The sequence below is a fragment of the Dissulfurirhabdus thermomarina genome (genome assembly GCF_012979235.1).
Classification (GTDB): Bacteria; Desulfobacterota; Dissulfuribacteria; order Dissulfuribacterales; family Dissulfurirhabdaceae; genus Dissulfurirhabdus; species Dissulfurirhabdus thermomarina.
In genome coordinates this window covers 42,407-55,349 of the sequence record NZ_JAATWC010000002.1, presented here as the reverse complement: position 1 = coordinate 55,349, position 12,943 = coordinate 42,407, and the positions used below count along the sequence as shown (strand labels likewise).

At 73.5% G+C, this 12,943-nt stretch carries 12 protein-coding genes; all 12 read right to left on the bottom strand.

The features are described 5' to 3' along the window. Positions 1–95 precede the first annotated feature (95 nt). The 12 genes from HCU62_RS03650 to speE all read right to left on the bottom strand — a co-directional run bounded on the left by HCU62_RS03650 (position 96) and on the right by speE (position 12,920). The gene (locus HCU62_RS03650; protein WP_163298428.1) at positions 96–1,076 is read right to left on the bottom strand and encodes a sulfotransferase; all 981 of its coding nucleotides are present in this window, start codon (positions 1,074–1,076) and stop codon (positions 96–98) included. 21 nt (positions 1,077–1,097) lie between these two features. Beyond that, positions 1,098–2,000, bottom strand: a complete 903-nt coding sequence (locus tag HCU62_RS03645; RefSeq protein ID WP_163298427.1) for a glycosyltransferase family 2 protein — start codon at positions 1,998–2,000, stop codon at positions 1,098–1,100. Continuing rightward, a complete protein-coding gene (locus tag HCU62_RS03640) occupies positions 2,000–3,175 on the bottom strand; it encodes a hypothetical protein (RefSeq protein ID WP_163298426.1) in 1,176 nt (391 codons plus the stop codon). The genes HCU62_RS03645 and HCU62_RS03640 overlap by 1 nt, the downstream gene beginning before the upstream one ends. A gap of 8 nt (positions 3,176–3,183) precedes the next feature. Then, positions 3,184–4,653 carry an MBOAT family O-acyltransferase gene (locus tag HCU62_RS03635; protein ID WP_163298425.1) on the bottom strand — a complete coding sequence of 490 codons (1,470 nt, stop codon included), beginning with the start codon at positions 4,651–4,653 and terminating at the stop codon, positions 3,184–3,186. A 139-nt stretch (positions 4,654–4,792) separates the two neighbouring features. Then, on the bottom strand, positions 4,793–5,578 hold the full coding sequence (locus HCU62_RS03630; RefSeq protein WP_169755442.1) for a lipopolysaccharide kinase InaA family protein: 786 nt from the start codon (positions 5,576–5,578) through the stop codon (positions 4,793–4,795). Continuing rightward, entirely contained in the window at positions 5,575–6,717 is a 1,143-nt protein-coding gene (locus HCU62_RS03625; protein ID WP_163299531.1) for a glycosyltransferase, read from the bottom strand. The genes HCU62_RS03630 and HCU62_RS03625 overlap by 4 nt, the downstream gene beginning before the upstream one ends. Then, complete coding sequence (locus HCU62_RS03620; RefSeq protein WP_163299527.1) at positions 6,714–7,460, bottom strand: lipopolysaccharide kinase InaA family protein; 747 nt, start codon at positions 7,458–7,460, stop codon at positions 6,714–6,716. Before HCU62_RS03620 ends, HCU62_RS03625 begins: the two co-directional genes overlap by 4 nt. Further along, positions 7,457–8,338 (bottom strand): glycosyltransferase, encoded by an 882-nt coding sequence (locus HCU62_RS03615; protein ID WP_163299525.1) that lies wholly within the window; start codon positions 8,336–8,338, stop codon positions 7,457–7,459. Before HCU62_RS03615 ends, HCU62_RS03620 begins: the two co-directional genes overlap by 4 nt. After that, positions 8,335–9,474, bottom strand: coding sequence for a glycosyltransferase family 4 protein (locus HCU62_RS12810; RefSeq protein WP_163299523.1), 1,140 nt, complete (start codon positions 9,472–9,474; stop codon positions 8,335–8,337). The genes HCU62_RS03615 and HCU62_RS12810 overlap by 4 nt, the downstream gene beginning before the upstream one ends. Further along, positions 9,471–10,310, bottom strand: coding sequence for a lipopolysaccharide kinase InaA family protein (locus HCU62_RS03605; RefSeq protein ID WP_169755441.1), 840 nt, complete (start codon positions 10,308–10,310; stop codon positions 9,471–9,473). The genes HCU62_RS12810 and HCU62_RS03605 overlap by 4 nt, the downstream gene beginning before the upstream one ends. Beyond that, positions 10,303–12,075, bottom strand: a complete 1,773-nt coding sequence (locus HCU62_RS03600; protein ID WP_163299347.1) for an ABC transporter ATP-binding protein — start codon at positions 12,073–12,075, stop codon at positions 10,303–10,305. The genes HCU62_RS03605 and HCU62_RS03600 overlap by 8 nt, the downstream gene beginning before the upstream one ends. Next, positions 12,072–12,920: a polyamine aminopropyltransferase gene (gene speE, locus HCU62_RS03595; protein WP_163299346.1), complete on the bottom strand. Its 849-nt coding sequence runs from the start codon at positions 12,918–12,920 to the stop codon at positions 12,072–12,074. Before speE ends, HCU62_RS03600 begins: the two co-directional genes overlap by 4 nt. Between the last annotated feature and the right edge of the window lie 23 nt (positions 12,921–12,943).

Below are 12,943 nucleotides of genomic sequence, written 5' to 3'. Positions count from 1 at the left end.
CTCCAGCCGCGCCCCCCGCCCGAGGTGCGCGAGGCGCCGCGACCATCTCCAGCGGCGCCATCCTTCGCCCAGCCGCCGAAACAGCCGCCGGGGCCTCACGGCGCCCTCTGGTCGCGACGAGGACCGGCCTCCCGGAATTCGGCGGCCTTGGCCGCCTCCGCGCCCCCGGAGACGGCGTCCCGCCGCCCGTCGCCGCCGTAGCCCAGCCGCTGCATCCACGGGGTCTCGCGGACCCGTTCGAAGAAGGCCGAAAGCTCCGGATCCCGGCGATAGGCAAAGGCCCGGTCCCCTCTTAGGTCCGTGCAGGCCTCCCGTATCGCTTCCGGGCCCACCCCGTCCAGGCCGCAGAAGCGGGCCAGGCGGGACAACCCGGCCGGGGCCGAACCGACGAAATCCTCGTACCGGAGGCGGAAGACCCGGTCCGCCGGCATGGCCGACAGGTTCCGCTCCGCGATCTCGACGTAATCCTCCCACAAGGAGAAGGCCCCCTCCAGGGTGGCACAGCGAAGCGAGCCCCGGAGACCGGACTCCCTGAGGGTTCCCCGGAAGGACCGACGACGGAGGCGACGGGCCAGCCGGCGGCGCCGGTCTTCCTCGGCCCGGCGCTCTCGCACCACGAGGCTCCGGGCCACATCCACCCCGTTCCGCACCTGGTAGACGACGCGGACTTCGGGAAACACCCGGAGCCACACCGGCAAGGTCAGCACGGCCCGGGGGTCCTTCCAGCCCCAGGGCCCGGGGACGTGCTCCAGAGGACGGCACCGCCAGAGGCACCGGCGCCCGAGGAAACGCCGGGCGCCGAGACCTTCGAGTTCCCGTTCCACGCACCGGGCGTAGTCCTCGAGCAATTCCGGCCTCTCCGCAAGGTAGGCCATGGGGCCGGGGTTGTCCCAAAAGCAGTTGTTGAGGAAGAGGAGGGTGTCGTTCAGGCCGAGAAAGAAACGGGACTCGGCGTCTCCCTGGAGGTCGGCCCCCAGGACGAGCCCCAGCCGCCCGAGCAGCCTCGCCACCATGCTGGTCCCGGAGCGGTGGGCACCTGTCACGACAACGGGGGGATGCGCCGTTCGAACCGGCACGAATCTCTCCTGAACACTTTTTTACCCGCGGAGCCAGCCCCAGCGGATAACGTACCATAGCAGGCGCGGATCGCACAGGCAAAGTCCCAGGGCGCCGCGAAGCACCCGGTGTTCCGGCCCGCTCCCCCCGCCCCGCCGGGCCACGGACCGGCCCAGGGCCAGGATGGACCGGCGGAGCCGGCGGCGGAGCAGGCGCCGGTAGGCGGCCAGGCGGGGATCCTCCAGGAGGAGCCGGTAGCAGAGGGCCTTCTCGAGCCGGACGTGGTCGGTCACCCGGGAGACGTTCCCCCCGTGCTCCCGCCGGTAGAGGACCGGCTCGGGCAGGAAGCCCACCTTCCCCTCCAGCACGAGGCGGACGGGGGTGTCGAGGTCCTCGTAGAACCGGAACCGCTCGTCGAAGCCGCCCATGCGGAGCAGCACCCCGCGGCGGAAGAGCCCGGTGGCGAAGACGGGCAGGACCCCTTCCAGCATCCGGCGGATGGGATCGCCGGCGGCGAAGAGCCCCCGGCGCTTCTCATCGAGGATGGACCGGCCGGTCTCCGCCTCTCCCTGCACCGAGATCCCGTCCCCGAAGACCGCCACGTGGTCCGGCCGGTCCAGGAGGAACCGGGCCCGCTTCTCCACGCTCTCGGGCGGAAGATAATCGTCCGAGGCCAGCTCGCACCAGAATTCGCCGGTGGCCTCCCGGAGCCCCCGGTTGAGGGTCCGGACGAGGCCGCGGTTGTCCTGGAACACCAGCCGGAAACCGCCCCGCTCGGCATGGAGGCGTTCGAGCAGCTCCCGGCTCCCGTCCGTGGACCCGTCGTCGATGACGAGGACCTCGGTGCGCGGCCAGGTCTGGGCCAGGGCGCTCTCCACCGCCCGCTCCAGGTAGGGCCGGTGGTTGTGGGACGGGATGACCACGGTGACCGCGGGATGCCCCATCAGCCGTCGTCCTCCTCCTCGACCCCGCCCCCCGGCCCGCTCCGGGTCCGCTCGGCCTCCACCTCGCGCTGGAGGCGGGCGATGTCGGCCACGTCCTCCGGGTGGGCGGCGGCCCAGCGTTCCCGGTCCCGGCGGATCCGGGCGAGGTGCGCCTCGATGTTCCCCGGGGTGAGCAGGACGCCGAAGTCGGCGGGCACGGCGGCATCCGCCCCGAGGAGCCGCGCCAGCACCAGGTCCCCCGCCTCCTTCCGGTAGTGGGAGGACTCGAGGTAGTACCGGTCGTGGACCGTGACGGAGTTGAACCCGGAAAAGTCCCACACCGGGAGCATCCGGACGAGGCGCCGCTTCCACTCCTCCCACTGGGGCCAGGCCCCGCTCCGGTGCAGCACCTCCCACTGCCGAGCGTGGGCGGGTGAGATGAAGGCGAGGAGCCGGATCCCCCGGCGCCGGCACAGGTCGATGACGGCCTGGAGGTCTTCGAAGCGCTCGGGGCTCAAGCGGAAGCGGTAATAACTGAAGCGGAAGTAGTCGAGCTCGCTCTTTTCGAACTCCAGCCGGAGGGTCGTCCGCCCCTCGGCGATGTCACGGTCGGTCTTGTAGGGAGTGCGCCAGCCCTCCCGGGTGATGGTGATCTCGTCCGGGTACCGGCGGTTGCGCTTGATGGTGCGGATCACGCCCTTGACCGCGTTCCAGGAGAGGTAACACTCCCGGATCTTCATGAAGAAGGGCGTGCGGCCCAGGCGCCGCTCGTCGAAGTCCGGGCTGTTGCTCATGGTCCCGAAGGAGACGAGGTCGAGGCCGAGGACGATGAGCCGGACGTCGGCGTTCTGGACCGCGTGCTCGATGTAGCGCCGGACCTCGTACATGTTCCCCGCGGTGATGGCCACGTTGTAGACCGGTCGCCAGGGGTCGAGGAGGGGGTTTTCGGGGCAGAGCCCGTACTCGGCGCGGGAGGTCCCCGCCAGCAGGGCGTGCGGCCGGAAGACCGGGAGGTAGTAGGCCTTGGTCAGCCGGACCCCCTTCTGGTACATGGCCTTGTTGAGGTTGAAGCCCTTGCGGACGAAGCGCCAGTTGATCCCGTACGGGTCCACCACGTAGGTGATGCCGCCCACGAGGAGGGTGAGGCCGGCCCAGAAGGCGAGGAAGGTGAGGAGGAAGCGGCGGTAGGCGGGCATGGCGGGCCTCAGAACCGGAAGTACAGGAACTCGGAGACCTTGGTGAGGGCGAGGATCCCCACCACGGCGCAGGCGGCGTAGGCGAAGGCCCAGAGCCGGCTGGGACGGAAGTAGCGGGCGAAGATCTCCTGGGAGTTCGGGAAGGCCAAGACCAGCACCAGGCACGCGGCCAGGTGCTGGATCTCCTTGCTCCTCCGCCAATACGGCGCCAGCGTGGTGAAGGTCACGCCGTGGTCGGCGAGCCAGGCGGCGACGGGGCCCCACTTGTGGAGCAGCTTGAGCGGCAGGGCGAAGCCGTTGAACCCCAACATCCCCTTCCAGACCGCCATGGTGGTGGCGAGGTCGGGGGCCCGGACGAGCACCATGGAGAAGGCGAGCCCGGTGAAGGTCACCGCCCAGGCCACCGGCCCCGGAAGCGGCCGATGGAGCTTCGACCAGAGCAGCTGGATCCAGAGCATGGCCCCGTGGAAGGCCCCCCAGAGCACCAGGGTCCAGTTCGCACCGTGCCAGAGCCCCCCGAGCAGCATGGTGGCCATCACGTTGAAGAGCCGCCGCGGGAAACTGCACCGGCTGCCCCCGAGGGGGATGTAGAGGTAATCGCGCAGGAAGCGGGAGAGCGTGATGTGCCAGCGGCGCCAGAACTCCCGGATGGACCGGCTCTTGTAGGGAGAGTCGAAGTTGAGCGGCAGCCGGATGTTGAACATGCGCCCGAGGCCGATGGCCATGTCCGTGTAGCCGGAAAAATCGAAGTAGACCTGGAAGGTATAGGCCAGGGTGCCGCCCCATGCCTCGATGAAACTCGGCAGGTGGTCGTAGGAGAGCGCCCCGAAGACCGGGCCCACGTAGGCGGCGATGCCGTCGGCGATGATGGCCTTCTTGAAGAGCCCCATGAGGAAGAACCCCGCGCCGATGGCCACGTTCCGGTTGGAGAAGACGAAGGCCCGAAGGCGCCGGAACTGGGGCACCATCTCGGTGTAGTGGACGATGGGACCGGCGATGAGCTGGGGGAAGAAGGAGACGAAGAGAGCGTAGTCGTGGAGGGCGCAGGGCCGGGTCGTCCCCCGGTAGGTGTCCACCACGGCGGCGATCTGCTGGAAGGTGAAGAAGCTGATGGCCAGCGGGAGCGTAAGATGCTGGAGCGGCAGGTGGAGGCCGAAGAGCCCGTTGGCGGTCCCGATCGCCATGTCCGTGTACTTGAAGACCCCGAGGAGGCCGAGGTTGAAGACCAGCCCGGCCACGAGCAGGGCCTTCCGGCGCCCCACGCCCCGCCAGAACCCCAGGCACACGAGGTAGTTCACCAGGATGGACGAGAGGATGAGGACGAGGTAGACGGGGTTCCAGTAGGCGTAGAAGAAGAGCGAGGCGGCGAGGAGGTAGAGCCGGGCCGCCAGGGTGAGCCGGAGCCGCCCGAGGAGGAAGTACCCCGCGAGCACCGCGGGCAGGAAGGCGAAGATGAATTCGTAGGTATTGAAGAGCACGGATCTTAGCGCGGAACGGGGCCGGGCGCCTCCCGGTCCGGGGCTGGGGTCAGGAGCCGTTGCATGGGGTTCGGGCCGGGGGCCGACCCGGCGTGATCGGCCATTTTGCCCCCTGGGGCCTCGGGGCGCAACCCCGGCCTCAGCTCCCGGCGCGTCTCGCCGCCCACCGCTCCGCCTCTTGCGCGCCCGCGGCCACCACCGCCTCCGACCCTTCGAAGGGGGCGCTCCACCGGTACCCCTCGGAGAAGGCCGCCGTCTCGGTCCCCGAGGCCCCCGCCTCGGCCGCCGCCCGGAGAAACCGCGCCACGTCCCGGACCGCGCCCCGGAAGAGACCCCGCCGGAGCCGCGGCCGCCGGGCCGCGTCGAGGTCGAGGAGCCAGACCCGGCCGGGGGCCGACTCCTCCCCTCCGGGCACCGCCAGCACGTTCACCCACTTGAGGTCCCCGTGGATCACCCCGGCGGCGTGCATCCGGCCCACCGCCTCCCCCACCCGGTGGAAGAGCCCCGGCCCGGCCGCCCCGGCCCGGACGAGGTCCACCAGGGGCCGGGCGCCCGCCAGGCGCTCCAGGGCCAGGACCCGGGTCCGGGGGCCGACCCGGGCGAGGAAGACCCGCCGGGGCACCGGGACCCCCGCCGCCTCGAGGACCGCGCCGGCCCGCCAGCTCCGGCCCGCGCGGCCCACGGCCAGGGGCCATCCGGGCGGGGCGGGGAACCGGTCGTGGTAGAACTTGAGGGCCAGGCCGGCAAACCCCGGGGCCGACCACCAGGAGAGAGAGGTCTTGCGGTCCCGCTTGAAGGCCGCCACGGTGCCGCCAGCCCGAAAGGCCGCCCAGGAGGGGAAGGCCGCGAGGATCCGCCCGGCCTCCGGGTGCGGGCCGACGCGGACCGGCCGACCGCCCCAGGTCTGGAGACCGCCGCTCCTCACGGCACGAGCTCCCGGTAGAGATCGGCGAGGGAGGCCAGCATCCGGGCCGCGTCGAAGACCCCGGCCCGCGCCCGGGCGGCCGCGGCGGCCGTGCCCCGGCGGGCGGCGTCGGCCTCCATGAAGCGCGCCAAGGCCGCCGCCAGGGCGCCGGGATCATCCGGCGGCACCAGGGCGGCGGCGCCCGCCGCCGGGAGCGGGCCCAGCACCTCGGGGATCCCCCCCACCGCCGAGGCCACGGCGGGAAGCCCAGCGGCCAGGGCCTCCACCAGGGCGAGCCCGAAGCCCTCGTGGCGGGAGGGGAAGACGAACCCGTCCAGGGCCGCGTAGAAAAGCGGCATATCCCGCAGCTCTCCGAGGAAGGCCACCTGTCCCCGGATCCCCAGATCGGCGGCGAGGACCTCGAGCCCGTCCCGGAGGGGCCCCGCCCCGGCCAGGGCGAGGGACGCCCCCCGGGCGCCGAGGCCGCCCTCCGCCCAGGCCCGAAGGAGGACGTCGTGGCCCTTCACGGGCGAAAGCCGCCCCGCCGTTCCCCAGATCCACCCTTCCGCCGGGAGCCCCAGCCGGCGCCGCGCCTCGGCCCTGTCCACCCCGGGTCGGGCGAAGGCGGCCACGTCGATCCCGTTGTAGATCACCCGGACCCGGGCCTCCGGGAACCAGGGATGGGCCGCCAGGACATCCCGCCGCACGCCCTCCGAGACCGCCACCACCCGGTCGAGCCCGGGCCAGAGGAGCCGGTCGGCCAGCCGGCGGGAGGCCGACCGGAACCGGTTCAGGCCGTGGACCGAGGCCACCACCCGGAGACCCGGAAGGCCCCGGGCGGCCAGCAGGGCGTAGAGGGTGGGCCGGTACCGGTGGGCATGGACCACGTGGGCCCCGGTTTCCCGGGCAAGCCGCCGGAGCCGCCGGACGAGCCCCGGCCGGAAGCGGCGGAGCTGCCGGGCCCCGTAGGGCATCACGCGCACGTCGAACCCAGAGCGCCGGAGTTCCTCGTCCGCCGGCACCGGGCCGGAGAGGTAGCAGACCACGTGGGAGAAGACGGCGGGATCCAGGCCGCGGACCACCCGGTTGAAGAGGGGGTAGTCCCCCTTGTAACGGGCGAGGACGTGGAGGACCCGGATCCGCCCGGCCACGGCGCTCACCCCCGGGACCCGGTCGCCGCGCGCCGGCGGGCGGTCCAGCGGGCCACGGCCCGGAGGAGCCGCCGCGCCTCGCCGGGGCGCAGGCCGGCCGCCTCGGCGTAACGGCGGAAGAAGTAGAGCCGGTCGCGCACGGTGAGCCCCGGATCCTCGGCCATGTTCATCTGGACGAGGTTCTTCCGGCGCCCCCACGGCCCGAAGGTGCCGAGGAGCCGGCCGGTTCGCTCGTTGTCCAGCCACCAGAACCGCCACTCCTCCCCCTCGGGGACGACGAGCACGTTGTCGAGCCGGAGGTCACCGTGGCGGACGCCCGCCCCGTGGAGGCGGGCCACCTCGCCGGCCAGGGCGGCGAGAAAGGCCCGCCGCCGGGCGGCGGGGGCCCCGGCCAGGCGGCGGCGCCAGTAATCGAAGGCCCCCTCCCCCGGGACGGCCGCGGTGAGCACCCACCCGCCGCCGTCCCGGCCGCCGCCCCAGGCCAGGACCTCCGGGACCCGAAAGCCGAGGGACCGGAGCCGCTCCGTCCCGCGCACGAAGCGCCTGGCCCGGCCGCCCCGGAGGAGGGCCTTCACCACCTCCATGCCGGACCTCGGGTGAAACGCCTTGAAGAAGAGCCCCGGGGGATCGCGCCGCCGCGCGACCCAGGCGTCCCGGGAGGCGGGCACCGTCTCCCAGCCCGGGGGGAGGCGGCCGCAGCGGAGCCGATCGAGGTCCGCCGAGCCGGGAAGGTCCGCCGGCCGGGTCCTCATCGCCCTTTCTCCCGCAACGGGCGCGCGGCGAGGAGGGCCGCGCGGAGCGAAAAGCCGTATTCCAAGGACCGCCGGGCGGCGGCCCGGGCCGCGGCGCCGCGCCCGGCCGCCGCGCACGCCCGGGCCGTCTTGAAGTACTCGCGCGCCAGGCGCCGGCGCACCACCGCCCGGGGGACGGCCGAGGGGTGGGCCCGGCGGAACCGTTCGAGCACGGCCAGGAGGGCCTCCTGGTTCCGAAGGGCGTCGGCGGCGGTGAGGTTGCCCCCGTGCTTCCGGCAGGTCACCAGGGGTTCCGGGACGAAGTCGAAGTCGGTGACGAGGGAGGCCCGGAGCCAGTAGTCGTAGTCGGAGGCCACGGGCAGGGTCTCGTCGAAGCCGCCCACCCGGTCCACCACCTCCCGGCGCACGACCACGGCGGGCGTCGGGACGAAGATCTCCCGGAAGAGGGCCGCGGTCACCCGGCCCCGGTGGCAGCGGACCCTCGGGGGATGGACCTCGCGGCCGGCGAGATCCACGGTCCGCTTCGGGCTGTAGACGAGACCGACCTCCGGCCGGTGCGCCAGGAGCCTGAGTTGGCGGTGCAGCTTGTCCGGGTGCCAGAGGTCGTCGGAGTCCTGGAAGGCGACGACGTCGCCGGTGGCCGCCCGGAGCGCCGTGTTCCGGGCGGCGGCGTCCCCGCCGTTGGGCCGACGGATGAGCCGGATCCGCCCCCCGAACCGTTCCTCGAGGAGGTCCGCCGTCCCGTCGCTGCTCCCGTCGTCCACCACCAGCACCTCCAGATCGCCGGGCGCCACCCCCTCCTGGGCCAGGACGCTGGCCACGGCCTCGGCCACGAGGTCCCGCCGGTTGTAGGTGGGAAGGCAGACGCTGACCTTCACGGCCCGGCCTCCAGGAGGATCCGCCGGAGCTCGGTGAAGTGCCGGCTCCAGGGGTGGCGTTCGGCGATCCGGCGCGCCGCCCGCCCCATGGCCCGCCGTCGGTCCCCGTCGAGGAGGTCCCCGAGGGCCCGGGCCAGCCCCTCCAGGTCGGCGGGGCTTTCGAGGACGACCCCGGCGACCCCTTCCTCCACCAGCTCCCCGGCGCCGTTGAACCGGGTGGTCACCACGGGCAGCCCGCCGGCCATGGCCTCCAGGACCACGAGGGAACAGGGATCGTACCACGTGGGATGGACGTAGGCGTCGGCGGCGGCGTAGACCCGCTCCACCTCGGGCACCGGCCCGGTGAAGACGAAGCGGCGCCGGGCCTCCGGGCGGGCCCGGCGGAGATAGGGCCCCGGGCGCCCCCGGCCCGCCACCAGGAAGCGGACGTCGCGCCCCGGGGCCAGCCGTTCCGCGGCCCGGACCAGGGCGTCGACCCCCTTCAGGGCGAAGTTGTGGGCCACCAGTGCGAAGACCACGGCCTCCGGGGGAAGCCCCCAGGCCCGCCGCGCCTCGTCGCGGAGGCCGGCCAAGACCTCCGGGTGGAACCGCTCGGTGTCGACCCCGTTGTAGAGGAGGCGGATCCGGTCCCTCGGCACGCCGTGCACCCGGACCATGTCGTCGGCCACCATGCGGCTCAAGGCCACGGGGACCGCGCCGGAGGCGTACATGGCGGCATCGATCCGCCGCGCGGCCACGGCCTTGGGGCCCAGCCGGTAGGCGGCGCGGCACAGCGCCCGGGCCACGGCCCCCCGGCGTCGGCGCACGTTCTGCCGCTGGCTCCCGGCCACGGTCCCCCCGTGGGGCTGGAAGACGTCCATGCCGCCGCCGCGGTTGATGGCGAGCACCCGGTCGGCGCCCCCGGCCCGGGCGAGCCGCCGGCACCCCTCGCAGAAGGAGATCCAGCGCCGCCACCGGGTCGCCCCCCGGACCGGGACCCGCACCATGCGGACCCCGGGCGGCGGATCCCGCCAACTCGCGGCCTGGACCTCCACGTCGATCCCGTGGGAGACGAGGTCCCGGCACAAGAGCGCCGCGTAGGTCTCGGCCCCGCCACGGGCGGGGTCGAGGTGCTCGATCTGGACGGCCACCTTCACGGCCGTCCCTCCCGGGCGCGCCGCAGGTCCCGGCGCCGGATGCCGAGCGCCTTCACCCGGGCGGCGGCCAGGTACGGCCCGAGGCGCCACCGGGGAAGAGCCGCGGCCTCGCGGTAGGCCGCCCAGAGCTCGGCACGTTCCGGCCGGGTGAGCGCGCACTCCCAGGCGGCGAAGTCCAGGGCACCGAGGTCCTTCAACCGGCGGCCGGCAAAGCGCAGCCCGCCGGGCCGGGTCACCCGCTGGAGGTCGATGAGGTAGACGGGCAGGTCCGGGTCGGCGGCCACGGCGAAGAAGTGGCAGAAGTAGAGGTCCTGGTGGACCCAGCCCGCCCGGTGGAGGCGGCCGGCCAGGTCCCCGATCCGGCGCAGGAGCCGGGGGCGGTCCCGGGGGGCGAGCTCCGGGCACCGGCAGCGGCCCGGCCGGCCCCGGCGGCGGCCGAGGAGGCAGTCGGCCTGTTCCCCGCCCGGGATCTCCCGGGTGACGACGACCGCCACCGCGGCATCCCCCAGGAGGCCCCCGCCGCAGGCCACGGCCTCCGGAACGGGGATCCCGGCGGCGGCCAGGGCCCCGAGGGCGTCGTACTCGCGCCGGGCCGCCCCCAGCACCGCCGCCACCGCCCCCCGCCCCGCCGGCCGCCGGTGGCGCTTGAGGTAGAGGGCCGTCCCGTCGGCGAGGCGCAGGCGGAGCGTCTCCCGGCCGGGGACCGCCCGCAACCGGGCCTCGCCCGGGGCGGCGGCCAGGGCCGCGAGGGTGTCGAGCCCGGCCGCCTCGAGCCGCTCCCGCCACGGCCCGGCCACGTCCACCCCGCCGCGGAAGAGGCCCGCAGTCTCAGTCACCCGTCTCTTCCCCCGCAGCCCCGCCCCTCCCGGCCTCGAAGGTGGCATAGAGTTCCCGGTAGACCCCGCTGCCGGCCACGAGGTCCTCGTGCCGCCCCTCCGCCCGGATGCGGCCGTGGTCGAGGACGACGATGCGGTCCGCGTTCCGGATGGTGGAGAGCCGGTGGGCCACCACGATGGTGGTCCGCCCCTGCATGAGCTCGTCCAGGGCCCGCTGGACCAGGGTCTCCGAGACCGAGTCCAGGGCGGAGGTGGCCTCGTCCAGGATGAGGATGGGCGGCGACTTGAGGATCGCCCTGGCGATGGCGATCCGCTGCCGCTGCCCGCCCGAGAGGTTGAGCCCCCGCTCCCCGAGCAGGGTCTCGTAACCCCGGGGCAGCTCCTGGATGAACTCGTGGGCGTAGGCCCGCCGCGCCGCCTCCCGGATCTCCTCGTCGGTGGCGTCCGGCCGGCCGAAGGCGATGTTCTCTCGGACGGTGTCGTTGAAGAGGATCACGTCCTGGCCGACCAGGCCGATGAGGGCCCGGAGGTCGGCGAGCCGTACCCGCCGGAGATCGATGCCGTCCACCAGGACCCGCCCCTCGGTGGGGTCCATGAAGCGGGGGATGAGGTCGATGAGGGTGGTCTTTCCGGCGCCGCTGGGCCCCACCACCGCCAGGACCTCCCCCTTGTGGATGACGAGGTCGATCCCCCGGAGGACGGGTTCGGCATCCGGCCGGTAGCGGTGGGTCACCCCCTCGAAGCGGATCTCGCTCCGGAAGGCCGGAAGCGGCACGTCGCCGTCCGTCTCCTCGGCGAGCCCCTCCAGCCAGTTCATCCGCTCCTTGGCCCCCCGGATCTCCTGGAGCACCGCATAGGAGCCGCCCACCTTCTTCACCGGCCCGAAGAGCATGAGGATGGCCACCAGGGCCGAGGCGTAGTCACCCACCGTGATGGTCCCGGCGGAGACCAGGTACTGCCCGTACCAGATGACGAAGGCGAGCCCGAAGCCCGTGCAGACGTCCACCAGGACCTTGGTCATCTCCTTCAGGCGGACGATCTTGAGCTCCTGGCGGTAGTGGACCTGGCTGTCGGCGGCGAAGCGCTCTTCCATCTCGCGGCCGCGGCCGAAGACCTTGATCACCTTGGCCCCGGCGGTGGCCTCGGCGATCCGGTGGGTGAGCTGGGCGATGGTCTGCTGGGCCTGCTTCCGCTTGAGCTTGACCCCCTTGCCGAAGCGGTGGGTGCCGGCGCCGATGGCCGGCGCCACCACCAGGGCGAGCAGCGTCACGTCCCAGCGACGGTAGAAGGCCACGGCGAGGAGGGTGAGGATGGAGGGCACTTCCTTGAAGACCGTGAGGATGGTGTCGGAGACCAGGAGCCGCAGGATGCCGGTGTCGCTCAGGAGCCGGGAGATCACCCGGGCCGAGGTCTCGGTGCCGAGGGCCGTGACGGGCAGCCGCACCAGGTGGCGGTAGAGCCGCACCCGGGTATCTCGCACCAGCTTGATGCCCGCCGAGCGCATGAGGTAGGCGTAGAGGTAGGCGAGGAAGCCCCGGGCCGTGAACGCCGCGGCCACGATGGGCGGCACCCAGGCCACCAGCGCGTAGTCGTGCGCCCCCACCACGGCGTTGGTGAAGGGCTTGAAGAACCAGGCGATGGCACCGTTCAGGGCCGAGAGCAGGAGGCTTACCAGGACGGCCGCCGCCACCCGGGGGAGGTAGGGGCGGATCAGGGCCGCGAGTTCCCGGTCGAGGACCTCGGTGAGGGCGGCGCGGTCCTTCATGCGGGGGTGACCGCCTCGGCGAGGAACCGGGGGAGCGCGAAAGCCCCGGCGTGGAGACCGGGGGAGTAGTAGCGGGTGGCCAGCCCGGCGGCAGCCGCCCGGGCGGCATCGAAGTCGCGGACGGGGTCAGGGCCGAGGCTCGCCATCACCCAGCACCACGTCCCGCTCGGGTAGGTGGGGATGCCGCCCGTGTAGAACCGGACCACGGGGAACCCGGCCGCGGCCAGGCCCGACCGGACCCGCCGGATGACGTCCAGGTGGTAGTAGGGGGACTCGCACTGGGCCGCGAGGAGCCCCCCCTCCCGGAGCGCGCCCCGGCAGCCCCGGAAGAACGCCTCGGCGAAGAGGGCCTCAGCCGGCCCCACCGGGTCGGTGGAGTCCACCAGGATCACGTCGAAGGCCCCCGGGTGGGCCTCCACGTAGCGGGCCCCGTCCTCGAAGGCGATCTCCACCCTCGGGTCGCCGGAGAGCCCGGACGCCACCTCCGGGAAGAAACGCCGGGCCACCTCCACCACCATCTCGTCGATCTCGCAGAGCACCACCCGGCGGACCCCGCCGTGCTTCAAGACCTCGCGGACGGTCCCCCCGTCGCCCCCGCCGACGACGAGGACGTCCCGCGGCGCGGGATGGGTGAAGAGGGCCGGGTGGGCGATCATCTCGTGGTAGACGAACTCGTCGCGCTCGGTGAGCATGACGAGCCCGTCGAGGAGGAGCATCCGCCCGAAGGCCGGGGTGTCGAGCACCTCGATGGACTGGAAGGCGGAGCGCCCCGTGTAGAGGGTCTCGCGGACCCGCAGGGTGAGCCCCGCGTCCGGGAGATGACGTTCCGTGTACCAGAGTTCCATGGGATGTCGGCCCCGGGGGACGT